The following is a 24,283-nucleotide window of genomic DNA, read 5'->3' on the forward strand; positions in this document are numbered from 1 at the left end:
GATAAGGAGAAACAGCATGTCCGGATGGTATGAGTTGAGCAAAAGCAGCAACGGCCAGTACAAGTTCGTGCTGAAAGCGGCGAATGCCGAAACCATTCTGACCAGCGAGCTGTACACCACCCGCACGGCCGCCGACAACGGCATCGCTTCGGTGCAGGTCAACAGCCCGCTGGACGAGCGCTACGAGAAGAAATCGACGAAGGACGGGCATCCGTATTTCAACCTCAAGGCTGCCAATCACCAGGTCATCGGCAGCAGCGAGTCCTACTCGTCCGACGCGGCGTGTGCCAAAGGCATCGCCGCCGTGAAGGCCAATGGGCCGACCAAGGTGATCAAGGATAAAACCCTGCCGGTGCTTTGAATCCAGCTCAAAACCCTGTGAGAGCGAGCTTGCTCCCACAGGGTTGGTGTGTACGTTGAACTCAGCTCAGGGTTTTGAGAATGGCCTGCAACTGATTGCGCCCGGCCTCGCTCAGCGGGAACACCGGCAACCGCGGATCGCCGACTTCCAGATCGGTCAGTCGCAGCCCGGCCTTGATCGTCGCCGGCAAGCCGCCCTTGAGGATGAAGTCCAGCAGCGGTAACTGGCGGTAGAACAGCTCACGCGCCTTGCCCAGATTCCCCGCCAGCGTGGCTTCGTACAAATCCAGGTTGAGTTGCGCAATCAGGTTCGGCGCCGCCGTGCACCAGCCTTTCGCCCCGGCGGCGAACGCTTCCAGCGCCAGCGGATTGCAGCCGTTGTAGAACGGCACCCGGCCTTCGCCGAGCAGTTGCAGCTTGTGCATACGCTGGATGTCGCCGGTGCTCTCCTTGACCATGGTCACGTTTTCCACGCCGTTGACGATGCGCAGGATCAGCTCCACCGACATGTCGGTGCCGCTGGTGGCCGGGTTGTTGTAGAGCATGATCGGCACGCCGATGTTGTCGCCGATGGCGCGGTAGTGGGCGAGGATTTCCGCCTCGGTGAGTTTCCAGTAGGACGCCGGCAGCACCATCACCACATCGGCGCCGTGAGCTTCGGCAAAGCGTGCGCGACGCACCGCTTTGGCGGTGGTCAGGTCGGATACGCTGACCACGGTCGGCACCCGTTTGGCCACGTGTTTGATGCTGAACTCGGCGACCTGGTCCCACTCCGCATCGCTCAGGTAAGCGCCTTCGCCGGTGCTGCCCAGTGGCGCGATGGCGTGGACGCCGCCGGCGATCAGACGGTCGATGGAGCGGCCGAGGGCCGGCAGGTCAACGCCTTCGCCGTTGGCGCCGAACGGGGTGATGGTGTAGCCGATGATGCCGTGAATGTTGGACATGTGAGTGCTCCGCAAGGATGAGGTGTTCAGTTCAGGCAATCGGCGTGCTGACGCAGGTTCTGCCGGGCGTAGTAGTTGAATGCAGCGGCGTGGCGTTTGGGTTTCGAGACCCAGTCATGGGCCTCGCGACCCAGCTCGGGGATGATCGGCTTGATCGTCCCGGCAGCCATCGCCAGCAATTGCAGCTTGGCGGCGCGCTCGATCAGTTGCGCGATGACACAGGCTTCCTCGATGGTTGTGCCGGTGGACAGCTGCCCGTGGTGGGAAAGCAGGATCGCCCGTTTGTCGCCCAACGCACCGGCAATCAACTCGCCTTCTTCGTTGCCCACCGGCACACCCGGCCAGCCTTCAAGGAACGCGCAATCGTCGTACAGCGGGCACAGGTCCATGTGGGAAATCTGCAGCGGCACTTCCAGCATCGACAGCGCGGCAATGTGCGTCGGGTGAGTGTGAATGATGCAGTTCACGTCCGGCCGGGCGCGGTACACCCAGCTGTGGAAACGGTTGGCCGGGTTGGCCATGCCGTGGCCTTCGAGCACTTCCAGGTCTTCGTTGACCAAAAGCAGATTGCTCGCGGTGATTTCGTCGAAGCCCAGGCCCAGTTGCTGCGTGTAGTAAGTGCCCGGCTGCGGGCCACGGGCGGTGATTTGCCCGGCGAGGCCCGAATCGTGGCCGTTCTCGAACAGGATCCGGCAGGTCAGGGCCAGCTTTTGCCGGTCTGTCCACGTATTATCCGCCAGGGTTTTTTGCATCTGGGTCAGCGCTTGCTTGACCAGTTGGTCTTTGGGTAGTGCTAATGTCTTGGCCATATCCGTGTCCTGTGGTGGTTGCCATGGATGACACTCGAGAGGCTATATGACACTTTGTGTCATTGGCAAGGACAAATCGTCTTTCCTTTGCTGGATTAATCGCTTCGCATGTCTATCCGTTTGAAATTATTGAGAAAAAAACTTGGCGTAACCCTTGAGGCGCTGGCCGAGAAATCCGGCATGACCAAGAGTTATCTGTCGAAGGTCGAGCGCGGGTTGAACACGCCGTCGATTGCCGCCGCGCTGAAACTGGCCAAGGCGCTGAACGTGAAGGTCGAAGAGCTGTTCTCCGAAGACAACGTCAGCCTCGACAGCTACAGCCTGGTGCGCAGCCACGAACGTCAGTCCCTGGCGGCCAACGATCACAGCCCGGGTTACGCGGTGCTGGCCCATCAGGTCAGCGAACGCAGCCTGCTGCCGTTCATCATCTATCCGCCGACTGAATTCACCGACAAGACCTTCAAGGAACACTTGGGCGAGGAGTTTTTGTTCGTTCACGAAGGCCGGGTCGAAGTGGACTTCATGAACGAACGGGTGTTGCTGGAGCGGGGGGACGCGCTGCACTTCAATGCGCAGAAACCGCACCGGATCCGCTCGGTGGGCGAGGAGCAGGCGCAGTTACTGGTGGTGGTGCACAGCCGCGAGGAGTGATCAGACCTCGACCGGCACCGACAGCTTTGGATTGCCCAACGCATGGCTCTTCGAGTCATAGAACCGCAATCGGGCGCCCGTGCCCTCGAACACCTTCGCGTAGTGGCGCTTCTGGTGCTGGATGAACGCCGCGCTGCGCGGGTAGATCGAGATCGCCACGGTCTTCGGTTTCGCCAGCCGCAGCGCCCGGACTACGTGCGCATCCTGCTCGCCCAGGGCATGGCCGAAGATGCACAGACTGTCGCCGTGCGCGAGCAGTTGGTCGTAGCAGAACGACAGGTAATCGGAACTGCGGATGGTCTTGAGCTTGTCCGCGCTCGGCCCTTCGTTGACGAACAGTGGCACGTCATCGAGGGTCTTGATCGTGTTGTTGATCGCGAAACTGCCCAGCAGCGTGCCCTCGGTGGCGGTCAGTTTGCGGGCGGTGCCGTCCTGGTTGCGTACCAGATGCAGGCCGCCGTGCAGGTACAGCAAACGTGGTTTTTCAGTGCTGCTTTCGCACAGATCGAAGCTGGCGTCGGGGCCGTTGAACAGGTCGTCGATGGCCTCGCCCTGGTGTTGCAGGGCCCAGTAGTTGAGCAGGTCGTAATTGGTGGTGAACACCGTGCGGTAACTCGCCAGTTCGCGGTTAAGAATGCTCAGGGTCGAGGCTTCGACCAGTCGCCACGGAATATGCAAATCGTGGACGGCGTTGATCAGCGCCTCCTTGATCGCGTAGTAGCGATTGCGCGGCGCGGCCGAGCTGACGGCCAGTGCCTTGTTGACCCGGCTGGTGGTTTTCAGCGCGCCGAGCACCTGCTCGAAGCTGCGCGTGTGCAGGGCGTCGAACACGCTCAGTTCCGACGGGCTCAACGGTTTTTCTTCCACCGTGCGGGCGTTTTCGAACAGCGAGTCGTAGCCGAAATCGTCCCACACCGCGCGACTGGCGCCGTTGCCCAGCAGCAGGCCACTGAAGTCGGTGGTGGCGCGCAACGCGTTCCAGTCTTCGAGTGTGGCGTCGACATCCAGAAAATCGGTCATTGCAGGGCACGTCTCAAAACAAAGGGGCAGATGGACGGCGACTTTATCACGAGCGGGCATTGAGCCAGATCAACATCCGCCGTGACCGATCAGTCGATCCTTTGCGCACCCGCCGAATTGCAAGCGTCGATTCGGCCCCAGTCAGGAGACGCGCCATGAGCAGCACCTTTTTCATTCCCGCGGTCAACATCATGGGCAGCGGCTGCCTTGATGAAGCCATGAATGCGATCCGCAACTACGGTTTTCGCAAGGCGCTGATCGTCACCGACGCCGGTCTGGCCAAGGCCGGTGTGGCGACGATGATTGCCGAGAAACTGGCGATGCAGGACATCGATTCGGTGATCTTCGACGGCGCCAAGCCCAACCCGAGCACCGCCAACGTCGAGTCAGGCCTGGCGCTGCTCAAGGAGAGTCGTTGCGACTTCGTCGTCTCCCTCGGCGGTGGCTCGCCCCACGACTGCGCCAAAGGCATCGCCTTGTGCGCCACCAACGGCGGGCAGATCCGCGACTACGAAGGTGTCGATCAATCGACCAAGCCGCAACTGCCGCTGATCGCCATCAACACCACCGCCGGCACCGCCAGCGAAATGACCCGGTTCTGCATCATCACCGACGAAACCCGCCACGTGAAAATGGCCATCGTCGACCGCAACGTCACGCCGCTGCTGTCGGTCAACGACCCGGCGCTGATGGTCGCCATGCCGAAAAGCCTGACCGCCGCCACCGGCATGGACGCACTGACCCATGCGATCGAAGCCTACGTGTCCACCGCTGCCAATCCGATCACCGACGCCTGCGCGCTGAAAGCGATGACCCTGATCAGCAACAACCTGCGTTTGGCGGTACGCGACGGCAGTGACCTGGCCGCACGGGAAAACATGGCGTATGCGCAGTTCCTCGCGGGCATGGCGTTCAACAATGCGTCCCTCGGCTACGTGCATGCGATGGCGCACCAGTTGGGCGGTTTCTACGATTTGCCTCACGGGGTGTGCAACGCGGTGTTGTTGCCCCATGTGCAGACGTTCAACGCATTGGTCTGCGCCGATCGCCTCACCGATGTGGCCCACGCCATGGGTGCCGACATTCGCGGCTTCAGTCCGGAGGAGGGCGCGCAGGCGGCGATTGCCGCGATCCGTTGTCTGGCCAAAGACGTCGACATCCCCGGTGGCTTGCGTGACCTTGGTGCCAAGTGCACCGACATCCCGGTACTCGCGGCCAACGCCCTGAAAGACGCCTGCGGTTTCACCAACCCACGGGCGGCGGATCAACGGCAGATCGAAGAGATTTTCCGCAGCGCGTTTTAAGCGGACTGACGATCGGGCGTGAACCTCGTGCAGAGCACCACGCCCAACGCCAGGACGCAGCACAGCAGCGCCAACGGCCACGGTCGAGCAGGTAGCAAGCAGGATGAGTCTGGGGTTCATGAGTCGTCCGTGAAGGTTCAGCGGTGGCGATGGCCGCTGTGAGTCAGTAACAGTCCGGTGATCAAATCACAGAAGTGATGGATCAGTGTCGATGCCATGTCGGCGCGCAGGGTCACGCGGATCGCGGCCTTGCCTTGGGCCACTACCGGGAAAAACACCGCGCTGGTGAAAAAGCCGTGTTCGGCCAGTTCAATGGCGATTCGATTGGCCAGAGCGGCCTCGCCGCAGTTGATCAGGCGGATGGCCATGGGACTGCCGTGCTGTTCGGTGCTCAAGAGGCTGTCGAACAGGCGAATATTGGCCTGGAGCCGAACCTGCAAGGCGCGCAGTTCGGCACTGCGATGCAACTGGATCGACGCAAGGCCCGCGCCGATGGCCGCGCAATTGAGGCTTTGCGACCAGTTGCTCGGCCCGCCGTAACGCTGGATCAACTTCCTCTGCCGCTCATTCCCGAGCATCACCAGACCACCGCTGGCCCCGAACGATTTGGCCAGCGAAGCGACGATCAGGCAATCCTCTTCCAGCGCCGGCATTCTTGGCCGTACAAGACCGGCGCCGTTGCTGCCGACCACCGACAGCGCGTGGGAATCATCGAGGTAAAGAAACAGGCCATAACGTTCCTTCAGGTACAGCAGACCGTCCAGATTGGCCACGCCGCCCATGCTGTAGGCCCCGTCGGCTATGTAGGCGACGGCGGTATGACGCTGGCACACCGATTCGAGAAAATCCATGTCGTTGTGGGGGCAGGTCAATACCTGGGTTTCGTCGGCGCAACTGGCTTTCAAGTGATTCATCGAATAATGCGCCAGGCGATCGAACACCATCACCGGCGGGCGGTTCTGGGTGAATACGCCGCTGGCCAGCAATGGCAGGATTCCGGCACTCGCGGCGCTGCAGGACAGACTGCTCAGGCACACAGCGCCGAACAGTTCCGACAGTTCGCTTTCGTACTGATCGAGCAGCGCCAGCTTGCAGCGGTTCTTCGAGTTGGCAACGCGCAGCGTGCCGGTTTCACGCAGCGCTGTGATAGCCCCCTCAAGCAGCGCGGGATGGTGATCGAGGCCCAGATAGGACGTGGTGCAAAAGTGATGGAGAGAGCGCCCGTGCTGATCGAGCCAGTGATTACAGCCTTTGACCTCGACGTTGAGGGCGGCGATTTTTCCAGCCTCCGCAGCCTCCCAATCGTGGTCTGCCAAAGCGATGACTTTGCGGTAATTGGAGAAAGTGTTGGCGGATTCCGACAGGTGATTCACAGGCAGCTCTCCTTGAGCAGGGCAATCCATGGGGTGTTGCAAATTGTGTGTGTTGCCAGACTTTACAGAGAGCCAGGCCAGGCCAGAATCGGATCCCTCCGCAAGTACTGAGCGATTTTGGAGTTTTGCTCGTAGGGCGCTACCGGAAAAGTTTGTAAGGCAATTGAGTGTCTGTCCGAAGAGCAATCCCGGCTATTCTGCCGACACAAACGACCCACGTTATCGAGCTTGCCATGCTGCAAAAAAGCCTGATCCGCCGCCTCGACCTGATCACCCTGCAACTGTTCGTCGCCGTCCACGAGGAAGGCACGCTGACCCGTGCCGCCTCCCGCGAGGCGATTGCCGTGTCGGCGGCGAGCAAGCGCTTGATGGAGCTGGAGGAAGCACTGGGCATCAGCCTGTTCGTGCGTCAGGCCAAAGGCATGACCCTGACCCCGGCCGGCGAAACCCTGTTGCACCACGCCCGGCAGATGTTGTTCAACGTCGAGAAAATGGGCCTTGAACTGGGCGAGCACAGCCACGGCGTGCGCGGCTATGTGCGGATGCTGGCGAACCTGTCGGCGATCATTCAGTTTCTCCCCGAAGACCTGCGCGATTTCGCCGCGCAACAGCCGCAGGTCAAGACCGACCTTGAGGAACGGCCCAGCGCCGGTGTGGTTCAGGGCGTGCTCGATGGCGTGGCGGATCTGGGCATCTGTTCCAGCGACAGCGACATCAAAGGCCTGCACAGCGTGCGCTATCGCCGCGACAAACTGGTGGTGGTGATGCTGCCCGAACATCCGTTGGCCGTGCGTGAATCCGTGGCCTTCAGCGAAACCCTCGACAGCGATTACGTCGGCCTGCACGCCGCCAGTTCGATCAACATGCGTACCCATGCCGCTGCGCGGCAGGCCGGCAAGGTATTGCGCATCCGCATTCATGTACCGGGCTTCGATGCGGTGTGCCGGATGGTCCAGGCCAACATGGGTATCGGCATCCTGCCGCAGCGCGCTTATGAGTTATTCGGTCGGGCGCTGGGGCTGCACGCGGTGCCGCTGACCGATGGCTGGTCGGATCGCGACCTGATCGTGGTGGTGCGTGACGAGGCCGGGTTGTCGCCGGTGAGCCGGATCCTGTTCGAACATCTGCGCACGGGCAGCTGAGCGTTCGCGTTTGGCGAACGCCCGTTGCCGAGTGACGGCTGGATTGCAGCCATGACGTTCCTCTAGCCTTGGCAGCAATTCCAAGAACAAGAGGTCCCCGCGATGACTGCCCCCTTGAGTGCAATCAAAGTGATCGAAATCGGCACCCTGATCGCCGCGCCGTTTGCCGCGCGCATGCTCGCCGAGTTCGGCGCCGAAGTGATCAAGATCGAAGCCATGGGGCAGGGCGACCCGCTGCGCAAATGGCGCAAGCTGCACGAAGGGACGTCGCTGTGGTGGTACCTGCAGTCGCGCAACAAGAAATCCCTGGCGCTCAATCTGAAGTCCGCCGAAGGCATCGAGCTGGTCAAGCAACTGGCGTGCGATGCCGACGTGATCATCGAAAACCTGCGTCCCGGCGCCCTGGAAAAACTCGGCCTGGGCTGGGACGTGCTGCACGCGCTCAACCCCAATCTGACCCTGGTGCGCATTTCCGGCTACGGCCAGACCGGCCCTTACCGTGACCGCCCCGGTTTCGGTGCGATCGGCGAGGCCATGGGCGGCATTCGCTACACCACCGGCACCCCCGGTTCGCCCCCGGCGCGGGTCGGCGTCAGCCTCGGCGACTCACTGGCTTCGCTGCACGCGGTGATCGGTGCACTGATGTCGCTGCTGCGGGTCAAGACCGGGCAGGGCGGCGGGCAGATTGTCGATGTGTCGCTGGCCGAAAGCGTGTTCAACGTCATGGAAAGCCTGGTGCCGGAATACGACATGCTCGGCCATGTCCGCGAACGCAGCGGCGGCGCGTTGCCGGGCATCGCACCCTCCAACACCTACCTCACGGCCGATGGCGCCTACGTGGTGATCGCCGGCAACAGCGACCCGATCTACAAGCGCCTGATGCAGGTCATCGGTCGGGATGATCTGGCCGAAGCCGAAGAGTTCGCCCACAACGACGGTCGTGCCGCGAAGAGTGGACTGCTCGATGCCGCCATCACCCACTGGACCAGCAGCCTGCCGATCCATGACGTACTGGCCGCACTGGAAGCCGCCGAAGTGCCGGCCGGCCGCATCTACTCGGTAGCCGACATCGTTGCCGATCCGCACTATCAGGCCCGGGACATGTTGCTCGACGCCGCGTTGCCCGGCGGGGCGACGGTGAAGATGCCGGGCATCGTGCCCAAACTCTCGGAGACCCCCGGCGGGGTGAACTGGTCGGGCCCCGGCCTCGGCCAGCACACCGATACCATCCTCGCCGGTCTGGGCCTGACCGCTTCGGACATCGAACGCCTGAAAAGCCAGGGGGTGGTGCAATGATCAGCGATTACTCGCAGACCCTGATCGTCCAGGAAGTCTCGCCCCGGGACGGCCTGCAAATCGAGCCGACCTGGGTCGAGACCGAAGACAAGATCGCCCTGATCGATCAACTGTCCCGGGCCGGATTCAGCCGCATCGAGGCCGGCTCGTTCGTCTCGCCGAAAGCGATCCCGGCCCTGCGCGATGGTGAGCAGGTGTTCAAGGGCATCCAGCGTCAGCCGGGGGTGATGTACGTCGCGCTGATTCCCAACCTCAAGGGTGCGCAACGGGCACTGGAGGCTGGCGCCGATGAACTGAACCTGGTGATGTCCGCCAGCCAGACCCACAACCTGGCGAACATGCGCATGCGGTGCGAAGCCTCGCTGGCGGCGTTCGGCGAGATCGTGACCTTTGCCAGCGGCTCGGGCGTACGGCTCAACGGCAGCATCGCGACGACGTTTGGTTGCCCGTTCGAGGGCGGGATCGACGAAGACCGCGTGCTGCAAATCGTCGAGGCCTATCAAGAACTCGGTATTCAGGGCATCACCCTGGCCGACACCACCGGCATGGCCAATCCGCGACAGGTCGACCGACTGGTGCGACGGGTGTTGCAGCGGGTTTCGGCGGCGGATCTGACCCTGCACTTTCACAACACCCGAGGCCTGGGATTGTGCAATGTGCTGGCGGCTTACGAAGCGGGCGCCCGGCGTTTCGACGCGGCGCTGGGCGGGCTAGGTGGCTGTCCGTTCGCGCCCGGCGCATCGGGCAACATCTGCACCGAAGACCTGGTGAACCTCTGCGACGAAGTCGGCATTCGCACCGGCATCGATCTGCCGTTGCTGCTGAAACTGTCCCGTGGACTGCCCGCGCTGCTGGGTCATGAAGTGCCCGGTCAACTGGCCAAGGCCGGACGCAATTGCGATCTGCACCCGATTCCCGGCTGATTTCACACGCTCACTGACAACCCCCGAACCAGACAACAAAAACAATCGGACGCCCACCGGCAGTCCGCCTGGAGAAAAACTATGAGCCTCAATGTAATGGAGGCGGGCGCAAGCTCGTCCGTCGATCACGACGCCGAAAAAGCCCTGGTCAGCAAGGTCGCCTGGCGCCTGATGCCGTTGATCATGGTCTGCTACCTGTTCGCCTTCTTCGACCGCATCAACATCAGCTTCGCCAAGTTCCAGTTGCAGGCCGACCTGAGCCTGAGCGACACCGCTTACGGTCTCGGGGCCGGGCTGTTCGTGGTCGGTTACGTGCTGTTCGAAGTACCGAGCAACATGATGCTGTACAAGGTCGGCGCGCGGCGCTGGATCGCCCGGATCATGATGTCCTGGGGCGTGGCGACGGCACTGATGGTGTTCGTCAACAGCGAATGGCAGTTCTACGTGCTGCGCTTTCTGATCGGCGCGATGGAGGCCGGTTTCGCCCCCGGCGTGCTGTATTACCTGACGCTGTGGTTCCCGCAGCATTTCCGTGGCCGCATCACTTCGATGCTGTTCCTGGCCTCGGCGTTTGCCGGTCTCGTCGGTGCGCCGTTCTCCGGACTGGTGCTGGAACACCTCGACGGCGTGCTGCAAATGCGCGGCTGGCACTGGTTGTTTCTGCTCGGTGGCGTGCCGTGCGTGGGGCTGGGTTTCCTGGTGCTGACCTTGCTCAAGGACCGCATCGAGGACGCTCACTGGCTGACCCCGGAAGAGAAAAAACTGCTGGCCAGCCGCATCGCCCATCACGAACCGCACAAGAGCGGCGGCTCGTTGCTGGCGGCGTTGAAGATTCCCGGTTTCCTGACCCTGGGGCTGATCTACTTCCTGATCCAGGTCGCGTCCTACGGCCTGAATTTCTGGGCCCCGCAACTGATCCGCAGTGCCGGCACCGAGAGCCCGGTAATGATCGGCCTGCTGACCTCGATCCCGTATATCTGCGGTGCGATCAGCATGGTGGTGATCGGTCGTCTGTCCGATGCCACGGGTGAGCGGCGCAAGTTTGTCGCGGGGCTGGTGATCGTCGGCGCTATCGGGTTCTTCAGCGCGGGGATTTTCGCCAGCCACACCACGTTTTTGATCGTCGCTCTTGGCTTGTTGGGCGCCGGGATCATCGCGTCGATTCCGAGCTTCTGGACCTTGCCACCGAAACTGCTGGCGGGCGCCGGGGCCGGTGCGGCGGGCGGGATTGCGGTGATCAACACCCTGGGCCAGTTCGGCGGTATCGTCAGCCCGGTGATGGTCGGCCGGATCAAGGACCTGACCGGCAGCACCACGCCGGCGCTGTATGTCATCGGCGTGGCGGCGCTGATCGCGGCGGCGTTGCTGCTGTGGGGGCTGCCGCAGAAACTGCGCACGCTGGACAAGTACTGAGGTGTCGGGCTGGTCGTGCCGATAGCGCACGATCAGCCCGCCGATGCCAGGGTCTTGGCAGCCGAGTCGCCAAACTGGATCAGCACCACTCCCGCCATCAACAACAGCGCGCCGAACAGGCGCGGCAATGTCAGGTGTTTCTCCACCAGCCCGAACAGGCCGAAATGATCCAGCACGATTGACGTGATCATTTGCCCGGCCAGGGCCAGCGCCAGAAATCCCGAAGCCCCCAGTTTCGGCAGCAACACCACCGCCAAGGCCACGAAGCACACCCCGAACGCCCCGCCGGTCCACATCCACAGCGGCAGCTTGCCGAGCGGGGCCAGCGACGGCAGTGGCAAGCGCAGGACGACAATCACCGGCAACAACACCAGCACGCTCACCACCAGCGAGGTCAGCGTCGCCCACAGCGGATGCCCCAACCCCCGCGCCAGATTGATGTTGATCGCACTCTGAAACGGCACTACCGCCCCGGCAAATACCGCCAACAGCAGCAATCCGACCCACTGCATCGTTCCCATGATCGTTCTCCGGCAAGGTTTTGCTGGACTCTAGGGTATTCGTCGAGCAGATTTAAATTCTGTTTTGGTATCCGGAACATGCATCGAATGAATGATCTGCGCCGCATCGACCTCAACCTGCTGGTGATCCTCGACGCCTTGCTCGGCGAGCAACACGTGACCCGCGCCGCCGAACGCCTGCACCTGAGTCAACCGGCGGTCAGCCACGCGTTGGCGCGTCTGCGCGACTTGCTGGGTGATCCATTGTTGGTGCGTGCCGGTTCGGGGCTGGTCCCCACCGCGCGGGCGCTGGAGCTGGCGGCGCCACTGGCCGAGACCCTGGCCCAAGTGCAATCGCTGCTGGCGCCGAATACCTTCGACCCGGCCAGCGCCCGTCGGACCTTTCGCCTCGCGATGTCGGACTACGGCGCGGCGATCATCCTGCCCGGCCTGATTCGCACCTTGCGCACCGAAGCGCCGGGCATTGATCTGCAAATCAGCCATGCCAGCCGCGAAGGCATGGTCGAAGGCCTGCTCAACGGCGACATCGACCTCGCCGCCGGCGTGCTCCCCGAATTGCCTGGCGATCTGCGCAGCACACCGCTGTTCGAGGAGCGCTACGTCTGCCTCCTGGATCACCAGAGCCTTCCCGCCGCAGGTGTTCTCGACCTGCCAACCTATCTCTCCCGTCCCCATGTCTTGCTGGAAATGCGCGGCAGCGGCACCCCGGAAATCGAACGCACCCTGACCGCCCTACGCGAACGCCGCCGCGTCGCCATCAGCCTGCCGCACTGGAGCGTCGCGCCGCAGTTCATCAGTGGCACGGACCTGATCCTCACGGTGGCTTCGCGAGCGTTGAATGAGGTGGATGACGAATCGCTGATCGTCGTGCCGCCGCCGTTTGAAATTGCGCCGTTCACGTTTGTGTCGGCATGGCACAAGCGGCGGGGCGGGGATCAGGCGTTGAACTGGTTGAATCAGCGGATCGGGGAGGGGATAGTGCGCGACTGAAAAACATCAAGGAGCGGGGCGTGACAGTGAAGTCTGGGGTCGTTGGTTGGGTGGCGCTGTGTGGGGCGTTGATGGCGGGGCAGGTGTTGGCTGATTGTGTGCCTGCGCCGGTGACCGGTGATCTGGATTTCTCCGTGTGCAAGGAGTGGCCCGCTTATCCGGGGTTGAACATCAGCGCGAACGCGAAATTTGAACGCAGCTCCGTGCCGGGTGGCACCGACACGAGCGGCACCTATGATTTCAATTTATCGGTCTTGAAAAGCGACCAAACGAAACCGGTTGCCACTTATCACCAGGCCTCCGCTTTCTTTTCGGGTGGGGTGGCGTTGCAAGAGCTCTCACTCGATACCGCGCGCTACAAGCTCACCCCAGAGATACGGGCGTTTGGCGTTCGCGTCCAATTCACCAATGCCTCTCGCCTCAACCCGCTTGAGGAAACGCACCTCTCTCTTTATGTGAGAGAGGGCGAAAAGTTGCGTCCAGTGCTCAGTCAATTAGTGGTTTATGAGTACGGCGGTGAATGGGACGGTGATTGCGCCGGCGAGCGATATGAGACGACCAGAACGGTAGAAATTGCCAAGACCAGCTCCCATGGTTAAGCCGATCTGATCATCAAAACCCGGCAGAAAGGGACGACCAATGTCGTCCAAGGCGACACTTGTGAAGAAAAGACCAGTGTCAGCAGCCCTGAACTGACAACCCTTCGCTACGACGGAAAATCATACGTTTTGCCTAAAGGTTTCAAAGCCATCGAGTGATACAGAGCCAACGCGACTTAATTCAAGGAAGAACAATGCTCACCCCAACCCGACTTTTCATCGCCCTCAGCTTTTTCGCGATTACCGCCCAGGCGCAGCCGGCCTGTGTAACAAAGAATCACGACGACCAGTCGCTCTCGCGCTGCAAACCATGGCCGGCGTTCAAGGAGCAGGTGATTGCCCTCAAGTCCACATATATCCCGGACGCTGGTAATGACGATGCGGGCGTGTTTGATCTGGATCTGGCGGTGCTGAACAGCACCAACGCCATGCCGATTGCCACTTACTCCAAACCCGGCGCTTACAACTCCGATGCCATCCGGTTCGATGATCTGGTGATCGACACGGCCCGTTATCGGCTGGCTCCGGATGTCCGTGCCTTTGGTCTGCGTTCGAAGTTCGAGCACAGCTCTCGCGCCAATCCATACGAAAAAACCGATCTGGCGCTGTATGTGCGTGAAGGCGGCAAACTGCGCCCGGTACTGGAAGGTCTGGTGGTCTACAAGAACCATGGTGAGTGGATGGATGAATGCGAAGGTGAAGGACGGCAAATTCGCCGAACCGTGGAAATCGGCCCGACCAGCCACAATGGCTTGGCCGACCTGATCGTCACCTCAAGCGGCACGGCGATGAAAACCGTCAAGGCCGGCAAGGAATGCGTTTCCCAGGATTCCCCACTGAAGAAAACCCAAATCACCCTGACCTACGACGGCAAGCAATACACCCTCCCCGAAGACCTCAGAGGTTACTGACCCGATGCTCACCGGCCTCAACCACCTGACCCTCGCCGTCACCGACCTGGACCGCAGCCTCGCGTTCTACCGTGACGTGCTGCGCCTGAGGGTCGAGGCCACGTGGGACGCCGGTGCCTATCTCTCGCTCCCGGGCCTGTGGTTGTGCCTGTCGCTGGATGAACAACGCCAACCCCATCCCGCCGCCGACTACACCCACTACGCCTTCAGCCTCGGCGCAGAAGACTTTCCGCTGTTCGTCCAGCAGCTTCGCGCCGCCAACGTGCAGGAATGGCGTGACAACCGCAGCGAAGGTGCATCGTTCTACTTCCTCGACCCGGACGGTCACCAGCTCGAAGCCCACGTCGGCGATCTGGCCTCGCGACTGGCCGCGTGTCGGCAAAAGCCCTACGCCGGGATGCGTTTTTTCAACGAGTCGTGAATATTCGCCAAACGCTGGGATAGACTGGCGGCCACGTTTTCCGGGACTTGCAGGTTTTCCATGACTCCATCGTTGCTAATGGCCGTGTTGGCCTCGGGATTCATCTACGGCATCACGCCGGGGCCGGGTGTGCTGGCGGTGTTTGGCATCGGCGCCGCGCGCGGGCGGCGAGCCGGGGCGGGGTTTCTGTGCGGGCATCTGCTGGGCGATGTGATCTGGTGCAGCACGGCATTGATCGCGATTGTCGGCGCCCGGGAAATCGGCAGCACCGCTTTCGATGTGCTCGGTGTGCTCAGCGGCCTGTACCTGTTCTGGCTCGGCTGGCGTGCGGTGCGGGCCAAGCGCAGCAACGGTGAGCAGCCCCAGGGCGCGGCGCGTCAGCCGTTCTGGCACGGCATTCTGTTCGGGCTGACCAACCCCAAGGCCTACCCGGTGGCGGTGGCGACGTTCACCGCGTTGCTGTCGAGCCGTGCCGAACTGCTCAACTGGTCGATGCTGCCGATGCTGATTGCTTTGAGCTTCCTGGGTGGATTGCTCGCCTACGCTATTCTCATTGGCGTTGTCGGCGCCCGACAGGTGCGTACGCTGTATCAGCGCCATGAACTGGCCATCACCCGGTTGTGCGGGGTAATGTTCATCGGTTTCGCCATCAATGCTCTGGTGCATGCGCTGCCGGGGCTGATGCCGAACAGGAATTGATGTGATCGCAGGGATGCGAGGTCGAGGTCAGGGACGGTTGATCAGTGCTGCATTGCCCGGACACCCACGCTGAACCATGGAAAGCCGAAATTCTGCGCCCTTGGCGAGTTACATCGATCTGTTGCTGGACGCCGTTTGTGCGGTAGACAAACAAGGTCGCTTCGTTTTTGTCAGCGCAGCCTGCGAGCGGATTCTCGGCTACACCCCTGACGAGTTGATTGGCCAGTCGATGATCGACTACGTCTACCCAGCCGACCGTGAGCGCACCCTGGCTGCCGCCAGCGACATCATGGGCGGCGAGCCCAAGCACAACTTCGAAAACCGCTACGTGCGCAAGGATGGCAGCATCGTGCACATCCTCTGGTCGGCGCGCTGGTCGGAAGTCGATCAACTGCGCATCGCCGTGGCCCGTGACATCACCGAACGGAAACTCGCAGAATCCCGTCAGGCGGCGCTGTACGCGATCTCCGAAGCGGCCCATGCGGCGGAGGATCTGCTGGCACTGTTCAAGCGCATTCACCTGATCATTGGCGAGTGGCTGCCGGCGCTGAATTTCTCCGTGGCGCTGTACGACGACCATTGCGCGCAACTGAATTTTCCCTATCACGTCGACGATGACGAGTTGCAACCGGAGCAACCCGGCACTGTGACCGGTCGGCTGTGCGCAGAAGTGATCCGCAGCGGCCAGCCGATCCTGCTGACCCCGGATTGTCCGCAGGCCCCGGCGGGATTCGAAACCCTGGTGGCGGGGCAGCATTCACCGTGCTGGCTCGGTGTGCCGTTGAACTCAAAAAACGGCACCATCGGCGCCCTGATCGTCAAAAGCCTGCCCGGCGGCGAACGCTACACCGAGCGTGACAAGGAACTGCTGCAATATGTCTGCGCCCAGGTCGCCACGGCCATCGAGCGTCAGCAATTGCACGCTCGCCTGCGGCGCATGGCGCAATACGATCAATTGACCCAATTGCCCAATCGCGAGTTGTTGCGTGATCGATTGAAGGCTGCGCTGACCAGCGCTCGGGAAACATCGGGGCACATGGCGCTGCTGTATGTCGATCTGGATCGCTTCAAGCAGGTCAACGACACCTTCGGCCACGGTGTCGGCGACATGCTGTTGCAGACTGTGGCCAACCGCCTCAAGGGCTGTGTGCGCGAGACCGACACCGTGGCGCGGATCGGTGGCGACGAGTTCGTGGTGCTGTTGCACAGCGTCCATGCCGCCGACGATGCCGACAGCGTGGCGGAAAAGATCCGACAGGTGCTGGTGCAACCCATGCGTCTGGACGGGCACAACCTGCACATCGAACCGAGCATCGGCGTGGCCCGCTATCCCGAGCATGGTGATGAGGAACAGCAACTGTTTCGTCACGCCGACCAGGTGATGTACGCCGCCAAACGGCAGAATCATCAAAGGCTGGACAGCTGATCGGCGCGTCACCGTTCGTCGCGGCGAAAGCAACTTTTCTAAACCTTTGGCAGTCAGGAAATTCTCAATCTAGGCGGGCACCTGCTCGCCTACGATCAATGCCAAGAGGTAGAGAATCATGCCTAACTCAAGAAACTCGAACTCGGGAAACTTTGCCAACGATCGAACGAAGGCGTCTGAAGCCGGTCGCAAGGGTGGGAAAACCACCACCACGACTGTCGACAAAGAGCCTAAAACCGAGATGGGCCGCAAGCCCGCTCAGAAATCGAAATAGTCGGTGAAGGTTGTTTTGATTGAGAGGCGGGGGCGCAAGCTCCCGCTTGAATCTGCAAAGAAGGAGGGCGCGACCATGAGCCGGATGGCCACCCGAGTACGTAACATCAGTTTTGTCAGCCTGCTGGGATTGTTCGCCAGCAGCGCGTTTGCCCAGTCGCCCGCCGACTTCATCAACGAAGCCTCGGCCAAAGGCATGGCCGACATCGAGGCCAGTCGTCTGGCGCACAGCAAGGCCGAGTCCAAAGAGGTCAAGGATTACACCATCGTGGTCATCAACGACCGCACCACCGCCAACCAGCATCTGGCGAAAATCGCCAAGAAACTGGACCTGCCAGTGGCGCCCCGCGAAGAAGTCGCCGACAAGGCCAAGGCGTTGATGCCGGAAGTCAAAGAGGGCGCCAGCTTCGATCAGGCCTACGCCGCCAGTCAGGTCAAAGCCACGGAAGAGGCCATTCAGCAGATCCAGCAGGAGGCCCAGACCACTGACGTGCCGGAGATCAAGGCGTTTGCCGACGAGACCCTGCCGAAATTGCAGAGTCATCTGGAAATGGCCCGGGCCCTTCAGGCCAGTCGCTGAATCCGCAGAAATGAAAACGGCGCTTTTTTAGCGCCGTTTTTTTTGCCTGTCAGCATTCATTCAGATCCTGCTTCGGCTTGCTCTTGTCCCCCAGACCTTCCAGATCAAACACCTCGTTCTCGCCCATCGCCCGGTAATGCCGACGTAACGCCTCCAACTGCTTGAGATCCAGCGACTCCAGCCCGAGCATCGCGTTCTGCGCCTCTTTGTTCACCCGCAGCAACTCATCGAGTTTCAAATGCAGGATGTCGGTGTCACGGTTCTGGGTGTTCTGGATCAGGAACACCATCAGGAAGGTGATGATCGTGGTCGAGGTGTTGATGATCAGTTGCCAGGTGTCGTTGTAATCGAAAATCGGCCCGCTCAACCCCAGAGCCCGATCAGAATCAACGCCCCATGAACGTCTTGGGGCTGCCGGCCCATAGCGCCAGCGTTTGCGAAATCTTTGCGAATTTCATGGCCGTGTTCCTTGTTGGGGGGAGCTTGAAATTCAGACATCGGAGGGGGGCGGAAAATTCTACTTACAGTTTTCTGAGTCCCTGTGGGCATGGTGAAGACAGCACTCCCGGCGATATCGGACGTACGTAGGGGAAGGCAGATAAACACGATCGCTGTATCGTGACGGCAGCCACTTTTCCACGTTTCGCCAGAACGTCCACGACAGGAGAACGCAATGACCTGGTCCGCCAAGCAATACGTCACTTTTGAAGATGAACGCACCCGCCCGGCCCGTGACCTGCTGGCGGCGATTCCCACGCGGGAGGCGCGTTCAGTGGTCGATATCGGTTGTGGCCCCGGCAACTCGACCGAGCTTCTGGTGACGCGTTTTCCGGGGGCGAAAGTGCAGGGGCTCGACAGTTCGCCGGACATGATCGATGCCGCGCGCAAGCGTCTGCCGCAGTTGCAGTTCGAGGTGGCGGACATCGATAAGTGGGCGGATGCAGGGCCGTTCGATGTGATCTTCGCCAACGCCGTTTTGCAGTGGGTGCCGGAACACGCGACGTTGTTGCCGGCGCTGGTGGGCAAGTTGGCGCAGGGCGGCAGTCTGGCGATTCAGATGCCGGACAACCTCAACGAGCCGTCCCACCGGTTGATGCGTGAAGTGGCTGCCAGCGGGCCGTGGGCCAGCAAACTGGCCGGTGCGGCGGGGCAGCGGACGGAAATGGCGGATGCCAGTGCTTATTTCTCGATGCTGCGGCCGCATTGTGCGCGGGTCGATGTGTGGCGCACCACGTATCACCATCAGTTGGCGGGCGGGGCTTCCGGCGTTGTCGAGTGGTTCAAGGGCAGCGGTTTGATTCCGTTCCTCAGTCCGCTGACGGATGCGGAGCGAGCGGAGTATCTGGCGCACTATCTGGCGGAGGTTGCAAAGGCTTATCCGGCGCTGGCGGATGGTTCGGTGTTGTTGCCGTTTCCGCGGTTGTTCATCGTTGCCACACGTTGAAATGAAAAAGGGCCGATTGGATCGGCCCTTTCTTTTTTGCGGTCAGCGCTGTACGGCGACCAGCATCATCATCGGCCGCTCGCGTTCTTCGGCGAGGGCCGGTTGCGCGGCCACGTCTGCATCGCTCGGGCCCCATTCGTTGACGTGTTGAATCGTGAACCCGGCGTCGATCAACGTGTTGAGCAAAGTCCCGACCGTACGATGCTGCTTGATCACCCCGTCGGCCAGCCAGTTGGTCACCCGTTCGCCTTCCATCTGATAACTGTCCAGCGGCCAGCGCTTGTGGCCCTCGCTGTCGATCAGCCAGCCCGGATTGCGCGGTGCCATGAAGATCGGGTGCTCGATGGAAAACACAAAATGCGCACCGGGTTTAAGTGCCGAATGCAGGTTGGCGAACAGCCCCGAGAGATCCTTGATGTAGTGCAGCGCCAGTGAGCTGTAGGCCAGATCGTAAGTGCACGCAGGCAAATCAAGGTGTTCCAGGTCGGCGCGTTCGTAGCGGATGTTCGCGGCCGAGGTGGTTTCCTTCGCCCGTTCGAGCATTTTCTCCGAGACATCCAGCCCCAGCACTTGGGCAGCGCCCTGTTCGCTGGCCCAGCGGCAGAACCAGCCGTAGCCGCAGCCCAGATCCACCACCTGCAAACCGTGCAGGGAAGGCAACAAGGCTTTCAGCGCCGGCCATTCCGGCGCGGCATCGAGGCCGCCGATGGAGCGGTTCATCTGGCTGTAGCCCTGGAAAAATTCGGGATCGTCGTAGATGTTCTGGGTCATGGGTTTGGTGCTCTTTTGAATTCGATTTAGGTGGCTCAACGGCCACGATTTGAATCCCTCGAAACGTGATGGCGCGTATTCGTCGATGGCCGCGCAGGGGGAGGGGGTGGGCGATGGGGAAATGCTAGCGGGTCGGGGCGAGAGTGAGAACCGACGGAGTGTTGGGGATCTGTAAACGCGGTTTTTCAATTCGGGATGTTTAAAGAGTTGGCCCTGTTTACTGAACCTTCCCACAAGGTTTTCAGGTTGTCCGTCGGAAGTGCGGTCTCTAGCCTGTGAGGGTCGCTGATGAATCGGCGATCGGGATTGGAACCCCGGCGACTTCCCAAAAAAGCAAAAGCAGCTTTCATGACGTATGCTTGCCCGCCTTCATGGTGTGCACTCTGTTATGGCGGCTGTGCGCGAGAGACTTCGAGTCTGTCGGGCTTTTGGCTTTTTTCGCCCGGGTTCCAACTCGTGTACAGCTGCCACCTCTTCGATTGGAACCGAGTAGGTCAGCTCCACCTATCGACTAGAAAGAAGCCATTATGAAGAAGCCAACCCCGAATCCCCCAGAAGTCGAAACCGACCCAACGTCCCCCTACAGCTCAATCGACTGCAGAAAACTCAACGACGCCGCCAACCGCGCCCTCGATCACTACCTCTGCCCCGGCGCCCATGTCATGGGCACGACCAACCAGCCTGAACCGATGTTCCTCGCCAACCCGGCCTACAACACCGAATCGCTGCTCGCCAACGCCAGCGAATCCCTGGGCTCGGCCAGCGAAATGCTCAGCAACTTCGCCGCCGTGCTCGATCCGTCCCATCGCAAGACGGCCCTGGGAATCGCGCAGGTCGTGATGCTGGGGGAATTGGCGGTGAATCAGGCGCTGGATCATGTTGAGGTGAAGAGCTGAATTGCAGCTGTTCTGGCAGGCATAAAAAAACCGGTCATTGCGACCGGTTTTTTTGTCCGCTTCAACCTTGCTGCAACACCTTGAGCGCCGCCGAGGCCAGGAATCCGGAGCGGCTTTTCTCTTCCGGGTGGTGCAACACGTATTCATCAATACGGTTCAGCAGGTAGCCCGGCAATGTGATGTTGAGTTTCTGAGCTTTGCCCAGGTATTTGGTTACATCGATGTCCACCAACGCCCACGTGCAGCCAGCGTATTTTGGATTGGCGGCATGCAGCGTGACCTTGTTGGCTGGCGGGATTGGCGAACCGTCCTCGGCCAGAATCTCGAAATGGCCTTCAATGGCTTCGCGGGCCATCGCCATCGCGTCATCCAGATCATCTCCAGCGGAGAAGCAGCCCGGAATATCCGGCACCTCCACTCCCCAGGCATGTCCTTCGTCACCCACTGAAATCGCGATCGGGTAAAGCATGTGTCGTCCTCCACGGCGCAGTTGACCGAACGAGTCAAAGGAGCGCCTGTTGCAAAATGCTGATGGCCGTTTTCTTGAGCAGATCCTTCTTCGGGTGAGGCACTGTGACCAGACCAGGTTTGGTCGGATGCTTGAAGTGATGATGACTGCCCCTGACCCGCACCAGATACCAACCGTCTGCGACGAGCTGGCCAATTAGAAAACGGCTGTTCACAACACCTCCTTGTGGTGTGCTTGGTGGGTACTATACCCACGATTTCTTATCGATCAACACTATAACCACCGAGCGGTCATCGTCCTTTGATGGGGCTGGTGTTCACGAAGGAGTCTAGGCGGGGATACTTCAGCTGGATGGGGAGTGTATTGCAGGCCGTTTCCATGAAATCCAATGGGTTGGCATTGAGGCTCAACAGATGTGGGTTCCTAGCCACAGTAAATTTCTGAGGCGACCTCCAATTCCAATATTTTGGGGCTTATATCGATTTTGGCGTGAGAACCCACAGCGAAATGGATTTAAGAAGTCCAAGTAATGTCCGCTCTCGGCGTAGTGAACGGGATTTTCCCTAAATCCCGGACACAAAAAAAACCGGCCCTCAAGGCCGGTTTTTCTGTTTGCGCATCCCCCGTCAAACCACGACGCAGGACATAAATTCGATTGGAGCGGGTGAAGGGAATCGAACCCTCGTTATCAGCTTGGGAAGCTGGAGTAATGCCATTATACGACACCCGCTCAGAGCGGCTGACTTTGTACCAGACTCGGCCACGGATTTGAAGTTTTCTTTGCACGCGCACAACGGAAAGTCTTGAAACAGAGCCGAAGTCGGTCAATCGCGGGCAAGCGCTGCGGGCTGGAGGACGGCTGAATCTCAGCCTTGCAGGCTTGCTCGCGACGACACTGTTTCAAATGGCCAATGCATGGTGATCCTGGACAAACTGGTAACGCGTTCGGCTGGCCTGTTGCGCAGGTTTCAGGAAACCGAGCAAGGCGTTCTGGCTGTCCCGGCAGGCGGATTTGTGTTCCATGTCGAGGAAGTGCCCGGTGGCCTGCAGGGTGGTAAAGGTGCTTTGCGCCACGTGGTTGCCGAACAGCCGGGCGTCTTCGGCGGCGGTGTATTCGTCCCATTCGCCGTTCATGAACAGCACCGGCACGTTGATCTTTTTCGCCGCGTTCAGATAGCACTGGCGATCGCTGTTCAGCACGTTGCTGATGTGAAAGTGCATCTGCCCGTATTCGTGCTCGGCCAGGCTGCTGACGTGGCGATAGTTGAAGCGCTTGAACAGCGACGGCAGGTGTTTGCCGATGGTGTTGTTGACCAAATGGCCGACTCGGTCGCCGTCGCGTTTGCCGAGGCATTCGACGCCGCGCTCCAGGTAGTCGAGCATGTGCGCGTTGACCACCGGAGAGAACGAGCTGATCACAGCTTTTTCGATACGCCGGGGCTGGTGTGCAAGGGCAACCATGGTCGCGGCGCCACCCCAGGAAAACGACAGCACATGTTCGGCGGCGAAGTGGTCGATCAGCTCCAGCAGGATCAGACCTTCGACTTCTTTCGTCAGATGTTTCTCGTGGTGATTGTGGATTTTCGACCTGCCCGCGTAGGGCTGGTCGTAGCAAACCACGTTGAATTGCGGGTGCAGATTTTTCACGGTCTGTGCAAACGACGCAGTCGTGGCCATCGAGCCGTTGACCAGAATAATGGTCTTTTCCGCGGCGTCTGCGCGATAGAACTCCGTGTAAACCCGATACTGACCCTGTATATCCAGCACAGCGATTTCTGGCCTCATGTCATAAGACTCCTGGCAAGCAAGCGGGTATGCGCGCAAATGAGATTGCACGAGCTTTGTGACAGGTAGGCATACGCCTGGAATTTTGTGGCCCATGTCGATCCGGTACGGCAGGTCGACGGGTATTGTTATTGGCGGGCAGTCTGTCGGCTGAGGCGCAACCCTGATGGGCTGTCTACCGACAAAAAGTTTCTTGGATGTTATGTGTGACTCATCGGTCACAATTTGGCCGACGACCTGATTCAAGCAGGGGGATCCGGATCGCGCAAGTGCCGTTGGTAAATTGTTCGACAACTTCTGCTGAGCGGTCGGCTGCTTAGAACAAATGAATCTCTTCGGTGCGCAAAGCACGGTACTCGCCCGGTTTTAGCGCGTGATCGAGCGGCAGTGGGCCCATGGATTCGCGGTGCAGGCGCAGCACTTTGTTGTTGAAGTGGCCGAACATGCGCTTCACCTGATGGTAACGACCTTCGACGATGCTCAAACGCGCCGTTCGCGGGCCGAGCACTTGCAGCTGCGCCGGTTGGGTGGTCAGGTCCTCAAAGGCGAAGTAGATCCCCTCGGCGAACTTGACCGCATATTCCGGGCCGATCTCCTGTTCGGTCTCGACGTAATAGACCTTCGGCAGTTTGGTCTGCGGCTGGGTCAGGCGTCGCGACCAGCTGCCGTCGTTGGTGATCAGCATCAGCCCGGTGGTGTTGAAGTCCAGACGCCCGGCGATGTGCAGGTCATCCTTGTCCGGCTCGTGGATCAGGTCGAGCACGGTCGGATGCTCGGGATCGCGGGTGGCGCTGACGCAACCCTGCGGCTTGTACAGCATGAAGTAGCGCGCCGGTTTGCCGTTTTGCAGCACTTCGTCGTCGACTTCGACGCGGCTGAATTCCAGGACTTCGCTGTGGGGATCGCTGACGACTTTTCCGTCGATGCGCACGCGCTTTTCCACCAGCAACAGGCGAACCTGTTTGCGGTTGTAGCGGGGCAGGTTACTGAGGAAACGGTCGACGCGCATGATCAGGAATCGGCAGGAAGCGGGGCGCGCATCTTACGGGATCGACGGCGTGGCTGCTTGCAGTTGCGCCTCGACCCGGGCGCAGCGCGGGCACAGGCAGGACTTGTCGCGCAGTTCCGCTGGCAGGGCTTCGAGCACTGCCGGGTCAATGGAGACGCCGTAGCACCAGCAGGCACGGTCGGCGGTGCGCGGGTCGGCCAGGGTGCAGTCGTTGCGGGCGCCGCAGGCCGGGCAGAGGTCAGGTTTGTTCATGG

The 24,283-nt window shown here is 60.8% G+C and carries 28 protein-coding genes, 1 tRNA gene and 1 pseudogene; 17 read left to right on the forward strand and 13 right to left on the reverse strand.

Features of this window, described 5'->3' with window-relative positions:
• Positions 1–16 precede the first annotated feature (16 nt).
• Positions 17–361, forward strand: coding sequence for a YegP family protein (locus C6Y56_RS06600; RefSeq protein ID WP_169429208.1), 345 nt, complete (start codon positions 17–19; stop codon positions 359–361).
• Between the two features lie 61 nt (positions 362–422).
• Here the strand turns inward: C6Y56_RS06600 and C6Y56_RS06605 are convergent, their stop codons facing one another.
• Together C6Y56_RS06605 and C6Y56_RS06610 are read right to left on the reverse strand one after the other, a co-directional pair.
• The gene (locus C6Y56_RS06605) at positions 423–1,304 is read right to left on the reverse strand and encodes a dihydrodipicolinate synthase family protein (RefSeq protein ID WP_169429209.1); all 882 of its coding nucleotides are present in this window, start codon (positions 1,302–1,304) and stop codon (positions 423–425) included.
• A 26-nt stretch (positions 1,305–1,330) separates the two neighbouring features.
• Positions 1,331–2,113, reverse strand: a complete 783-nt coding sequence (locus C6Y56_RS06610) for an aldolase (protein WP_169429210.1) — start codon at positions 2,111–2,113, stop codon at positions 1,331–1,333.
• Positions 2,114–2,221: 108 nt separating this feature from the next.
• Between C6Y56_RS06610 and C6Y56_RS06615 the strand changes: the two genes are divergently transcribed.
• Positions 2,222–2,764, forward strand: coding sequence for a helix-turn-helix domain-containing protein (locus C6Y56_RS06615; RefSeq protein WP_169429211.1), 543 nt, complete (start codon positions 2,222–2,224; stop codon positions 2,762–2,764).
• Here C6Y56_RS06615 and C6Y56_RS06620 read toward each other — a convergent pair whose 3' ends face one another.
• Positions 2,765–3,784 carry a DUF4917 family protein gene (locus C6Y56_RS06620; RefSeq protein WP_169429212.1) on the reverse strand — a complete coding sequence of 340 codons (1,020 nt, stop codon included), beginning with the start codon at positions 3,782–3,784 and terminating at the stop codon, positions 2,765–2,767. It abuts the gene before it with no gap.
• A gap of 155 nt (positions 3,785–3,939) precedes the next feature.
• Here C6Y56_RS06620 and yiaY point away from each other — a divergent pair, with 155 nt between their 5' ends.
• The gene (yiaY, locus tag C6Y56_RS06625; protein WP_169429213.1) at positions 3,940–5,088 is read left to right on the forward strand and encodes an L-threonine dehydrogenase; all 1,149 of its coding nucleotides are present in this window, start codon (positions 3,940–3,942) and stop codon (positions 5,086–5,088) included.
• Positions 5,089–5,225: 137 nt separating this feature from the next.
• On the opposite strand, the gene C6Y56_RS06630 is transcribed toward yiaY, so the two are convergent.
• Positions 5,226–6,461, reverse strand: coding sequence for an aminotransferase class I/II-fold pyridoxal phosphate-dependent enzyme (locus tag C6Y56_RS06630; protein WP_169429214.1), 1,236 nt, complete (start codon positions 6,459–6,461; stop codon positions 5,226–5,228).
• A gap of 233 nt (positions 6,462–6,694) precedes the next feature.
• Between C6Y56_RS06630 and C6Y56_RS06635 the strand changes: the two genes are divergently transcribed.
• From C6Y56_RS06635 to C6Y56_RS06650, 4 genes are all read left to right on the forward strand, one after another.
• Positions 6,695–7,603, forward strand: a complete 909-nt coding sequence (locus C6Y56_RS06635; protein ID WP_169429215.1) for a LysR family transcriptional regulator — start codon at positions 6,695–6,697, stop codon at positions 7,601–7,603.
• Between the two features lie 102 nt (positions 7,604–7,705).
• Positions 7,706–8,899 carry a CaiB/BaiF CoA transferase family protein gene (locus C6Y56_RS06640; protein ID WP_169429216.1) on the forward strand — a complete coding sequence of 398 codons (1,194 nt, stop codon included), beginning with the start codon at positions 7,706–7,708 and terminating at the stop codon, positions 8,897–8,899.
• Positions 8,896–9,822, forward strand: coding sequence for a hydroxymethylglutaryl-CoA lyase (locus C6Y56_RS06645; protein ID WP_169429217.1), 927 nt, complete (start codon positions 8,896–8,898; stop codon positions 9,820–9,822). The genes C6Y56_RS06640 and C6Y56_RS06645 overlap by 4 nt, the downstream gene beginning before the upstream one ends.
• Before the next feature lie 81 nt (positions 9,823–9,903).
• Positions 9,904–11,235: an MFS transporter gene (locus C6Y56_RS06650; protein ID WP_011332861.1), complete on the forward strand. Its 1,332-nt coding sequence runs from the start codon at positions 9,904–9,906 to the stop codon at positions 11,233–11,235.
• A 32-nt stretch (positions 11,236–11,267) separates the two neighbouring features.
• Here the strand turns inward: C6Y56_RS06650 and C6Y56_RS06655 are convergent, their stop codons facing one another.
• The gene (locus C6Y56_RS06655; protein ID WP_169429218.1) at positions 11,268–11,756 is read right to left on the reverse strand and encodes a DMT family transporter; all 489 of its coding nucleotides are present in this window, start codon (positions 11,754–11,756) and stop codon (positions 11,268–11,270) included.
• A 78-nt stretch (positions 11,757–11,834) separates the two neighbouring features.
• Between C6Y56_RS06655 and C6Y56_RS06660 the strand changes: the two genes are divergently transcribed.
• The 8 genes from C6Y56_RS06660 (at position 11,835) to C6Y56_RS06695 (ending at position 17,655) form a co-directional block, all read left to right on the forward strand.
• The gene (locus C6Y56_RS06660; RefSeq protein WP_169429219.1) at positions 11,835–12,746 is read left to right on the forward strand and encodes a LysR family transcriptional regulator; all 912 of its coding nucleotides are present in this window, start codon (positions 11,835–11,837) and stop codon (positions 12,744–12,746) included.
• Between the two features lie 20 nt (positions 12,747–12,766).
• Entirely contained in the window at positions 12,767–13,345 is a 579-nt protein-coding gene (locus C6Y56_RS06665) for a hypothetical protein (RefSeq protein WP_349306015.1), read from the forward strand.
• A 194-nt stretch (positions 13,346–13,539) separates the two neighbouring features.
• Positions 13,540–14,256, forward strand: a complete 717-nt coding sequence (locus C6Y56_RS06670; RefSeq protein WP_169429220.1) for a hypothetical protein — start codon at positions 13,540–13,542, stop codon at positions 14,254–14,256.
• Positions 14,257–14,260: 4 nt separating this feature from the next.
• Positions 14,261–14,677: a fosfomycin resistance glutathione transferase gene (gene fos / locus C6Y56_RS06675; protein ID WP_169429221.1), complete on the forward strand. Its 417-nt coding sequence runs from the start codon at positions 14,261–14,263 to the stop codon at positions 14,675–14,677.
• Positions 14,678–14,737: 60 nt separating this feature from the next.
• Positions 14,738–15,376 (forward strand): LysE family translocator, encoded by a 639-nt coding sequence (locus tag C6Y56_RS06680; RefSeq protein ID WP_169429222.1) that lies wholly within the window; start codon positions 14,738–14,740, stop codon positions 15,374–15,376.
• A gap of 76 nt (positions 15,377–15,452) precedes the next feature.
• Positions 15,453–16,802 carry a sensor domain-containing protein gene (locus C6Y56_RS06685; RefSeq protein WP_169429223.1) on the forward strand — a complete coding sequence of 450 codons (1,350 nt, stop codon included), beginning with the start codon at positions 15,453–15,455 and terminating at the stop codon, positions 16,800–16,802.
• A 118-nt stretch (positions 16,803–16,920) separates the two neighbouring features.
• Positions 16,921–17,076: a KGG domain-containing protein gene (locus C6Y56_RS06690; RefSeq protein ID WP_082302357.1), complete on the forward strand. Its 156-nt coding sequence runs from the start codon at positions 16,921–16,923 to the stop codon at positions 17,074–17,076.
• A gap of 75 nt (positions 17,077–17,151) precedes the next feature.
• The gene (locus C6Y56_RS06695) at positions 17,152–17,655 is read left to right on the forward strand and encodes a DUF4142 domain-containing protein (protein WP_085683215.1); all 504 of its coding nucleotides are present in this window, start codon (positions 17,152–17,154) and stop codon (positions 17,653–17,655) included.
• A gap of 49 nt (positions 17,656–17,704) precedes the next feature.
• Here the strand turns inward: C6Y56_RS06695 and C6Y56_RS06700 are convergent.
• Positions 17,705–18,113, reverse strand: a pseudogene (locus C6Y56_RS06700) (low affinity iron permease family protein).
• Between the two features lie 215 nt (positions 18,114–18,328).
• Here C6Y56_RS06700 and tam point away from each other — a divergent pair.
• A complete protein-coding gene (gene tam, locus C6Y56_RS06705) occupies positions 18,329–19,099 on the forward strand; it encodes a trans-aconitate 2-methyltransferase (RefSeq protein WP_169429224.1) in 771 nt (256 codons plus the stop codon).
• 42 nt (positions 19,100–19,141) lie between these two features.
• On the opposite strand, the gene C6Y56_RS06710 is transcribed toward tam, so the two are convergent.
• Positions 19,142–19,870: a class I SAM-dependent methyltransferase gene (locus C6Y56_RS06710; RefSeq protein WP_169429225.1), complete on the reverse strand. Its 729-nt coding sequence runs from the start codon at positions 19,868–19,870 to the stop codon at positions 19,142–19,144.
• 527 nt (positions 19,871–20,397) lie between these two features.
• On the opposite strand from C6Y56_RS06710, the gene C6Y56_RS06715 reads away from it, so the two are divergent.
• Positions 20,398–20,766 carry a DUF6124 family protein gene (locus tag C6Y56_RS06715; RefSeq protein ID WP_169429226.1) on the forward strand — a complete coding sequence of 123 codons (369 nt, stop codon included), beginning with the start codon at positions 20,398–20,400 and terminating at the stop codon, positions 20,764–20,766.
• A 61-nt stretch (positions 20,767–20,827) separates the two neighbouring features.
• On the opposite strand, the gene C6Y56_RS06720 is transcribed toward C6Y56_RS06715, so the two are convergent.
• The 6 genes from C6Y56_RS06720 to C6Y56_RS06745 all read right to left on the reverse strand — a co-directional run bounded on the left by C6Y56_RS06720 (position 20,828) and on the right by C6Y56_RS06745 (position 24,281).
• On the reverse strand, positions 20,828–21,235 hold the full coding sequence (locus tag C6Y56_RS06720; RefSeq protein ID WP_085710213.1) for a type II toxin-antitoxin system HicB family antitoxin: 408 nt from the start codon (positions 21,233–21,235) through the stop codon (positions 20,828–20,830).
• Positions 21,236–21,269: 34 nt separating this feature from the next.
• The gene (locus tag C6Y56_RS06725) at positions 21,270–21,449 is read right to left on the reverse strand and encodes a type II toxin-antitoxin system HicA family toxin (RefSeq protein ID WP_007957952.1); all 180 of its coding nucleotides are present in this window, start codon (positions 21,447–21,449) and stop codon (positions 21,270–21,272) included.
• A 442-nt stretch (positions 21,450–21,891) separates the two neighbouring features.
• A tRNA-Gly gene (locus C6Y56_RS06730) sits at positions 21,892–21,965 on the reverse strand.
• A gap of 170 nt (positions 21,966–22,135) precedes the next feature.
• The gene (locus C6Y56_RS06735; RefSeq protein WP_169429227.1) at positions 22,136–23,020 is read right to left on the reverse strand and encodes an alpha/beta fold hydrolase; all 885 of its coding nucleotides are present in this window, start codon (positions 23,018–23,020) and stop codon (positions 22,136–22,138) included.
• Between the two features lie 316 nt (positions 23,021–23,336).
• On the reverse strand, positions 23,337–24,029 hold the full coding sequence (locus C6Y56_RS06740) for a pseudouridine synthase (RefSeq protein WP_169429228.1): 693 nt from the start codon (positions 24,027–24,029) through the stop codon (positions 23,337–23,339).
• Positions 24,030–24,062: 33 nt separating this feature from the next.
• Complete coding sequence (locus C6Y56_RS06745) at positions 24,063–24,281, reverse strand: cysteine-rich CWC family protein (protein WP_169429229.1); 219 nt, start codon at positions 24,279–24,281, stop codon at positions 24,063–24,065.
• Positions 24,282–24,283 lie beyond the last annotated feature (2 nt).

Source organism: Pseudomonas fluorescens, assembly GCF_012974785.1.
GTDB classification, from domain to species: Bacteria; Pseudomonadota; Gammaproteobacteria; order Pseudomonadales; family Pseudomonadaceae; genus Aquipseudomonas; species Aquipseudomonas fluorescens_BT.

Excerpts from the sequence above, each read along its gene's own strand:
- C6Y56_RS06615 (WP_169429211.1), top strand. The coding sequence starts at position 2,222 with ATGTCTATCCGTTTGAAATTATTGAGAAAAAAACTTGGCGTAACCCTT.
- C6Y56_RS06655 (WP_169429218.1), bottom strand. The coding sequence starts at position 11,756 with ATGGGAACGATGCAGTGGGTCGGATTGCTGCTGTTGGCGGTATTTGCC.
- C6Y56_RS06715 (WP_169429226.1), top strand. The coding sequence starts at position 20,398 with ATGAAGAAGCCAACCCCGAATCCCCCAGAAGTCGAAACCGACCCAACG.
- C6Y56_RS06605 (WP_169429209.1), bottom strand. The coding sequence starts at position 1,304 with ATGTCCAACATTCACGGCATCATCGGCTACACCATCACCCCGTTCGGC.
- C6Y56_RS06640 (WP_169429216.1), top strand. The coding sequence starts at position 7,706 with ATGACTGCCCCCTTGAGTGCAATCAAAGTGATCGAAATCGGCACCCTG.
- C6Y56_RS06685 (WP_169429223.1), top strand. The coding sequence starts at position 15,453 with ATGGAAAGCCGAAATTCTGCGCCCTTGGCGAGTTACATCGATCTGTTG.
- C6Y56_RS06740 (WP_169429228.1), bottom strand. The coding sequence starts at position 24,029 with ATGCGCGTCGACCGTTTCCTCAGTAACCTGCCCCGCTACAACCGCAAA.
- C6Y56_RS06645 (WP_169429217.1), top strand. The coding sequence starts at position 8,896 with ATGATCAGCGATTACTCGCAGACCCTGATCGTCCAGGAAGTCTCGCCC.
- C6Y56_RS06610 (WP_169429210.1), bottom strand. The coding sequence starts at position 2,113 with ATGGCCAAGACATTAGCACTACCCAAAGACCAACTGGTCAAGCAAGCG.
- C6Y56_RS06745 (WP_169429229.1), bottom strand. The coding sequence starts at position 24,281 with ATGAACAAACCTGACCTCTGCCCGGCCTGCGGCGCCCGCAACGACTGC.
- C6Y56_RS06710 (WP_169429225.1), bottom strand. The coding sequence starts at position 19,870 with ATGACCCAGAACATCTACGACGATCCCGAATTTTTCCAGGGCTACAGC.
- C6Y56_RS06670 (WP_169429220.1), top strand. The coding sequence starts at position 13,540 with ATGCTCACCCCAACCCGACTTTTCATCGCCCTCAGCTTTTTCGCGATT.
- C6Y56_RS06600 (WP_169429208.1), top strand. The coding sequence starts at position 17 with ATGTCCGGATGGTATGAGTTGAGCAAAAGCAGCAACGGCCAGTACAAG.
- fos (WP_169429221.1), top strand. The coding sequence starts at position 14,261 with ATGCTCACCGGCCTCAACCACCTGACCCTCGCCGTCACCGACCTGGAC.
- C6Y56_RS06695 (WP_085683215.1), top strand. The coding sequence starts at position 17,152 with ATGAGCCGGATGGCCACCCGAGTACGTAACATCAGTTTTGTCAGCCTG.
- tam (WP_169429224.1), top strand. The coding sequence starts at position 18,329 with ATGACCTGGTCCGCCAAGCAATACGTCACTTTTGAAGATGAACGCACC.
- C6Y56_RS06620 (WP_169429212.1), bottom strand. The coding sequence starts at position 3,784 with ATGACCGATTTTCTGGATGTCGACGCCACACTCGAAGACTGGAACGCG.
- C6Y56_RS06650 (WP_011332861.1), top strand. The coding sequence starts at position 9,904 with ATGAGCCTCAATGTAATGGAGGCGGGCGCAAGCTCGTCCGTCGATCAC.
- C6Y56_RS06680 (WP_169429222.1), top strand. The coding sequence starts at position 14,738 with ATGACTCCATCGTTGCTAATGGCCGTGTTGGCCTCGGGATTCATCTAC.
- yiaY (WP_169429213.1), top strand. The coding sequence starts at position 3,940 with ATGAGCAGCACCTTTTTCATTCCCGCGGTCAACATCATGGGCAGCGGC.
- C6Y56_RS06735 (WP_169429227.1), bottom strand. The coding sequence starts at position 23,020 with ATGAGGCCAGAAATCGCTGTGCTGGATATACAGGGTCAGTATCGGGTT.
- C6Y56_RS06635 (WP_169429215.1), top strand. The coding sequence starts at position 6,695 with ATGCTGCAAAAAAGCCTGATCCGCCGCCTCGACCTGATCACCCTGCAA.
- C6Y56_RS06660 (WP_169429219.1), top strand. The coding sequence starts at position 11,835 with ATGCATCGAATGAATGATCTGCGCCGCATCGACCTCAACCTGCTGGTG.
- C6Y56_RS06690 (WP_082302357.1), top strand. The coding sequence starts at position 16,921 with ATGCCTAACTCAAGAAACTCGAACTCGGGAAACTTTGCCAACGATCGA.
- C6Y56_RS06720 (WP_085710213.1), bottom strand. The coding sequence starts at position 21,235 with ATGCTTTACCCGATCGCGATTTCAGTGGGTGACGAAGGACATGCCTGG.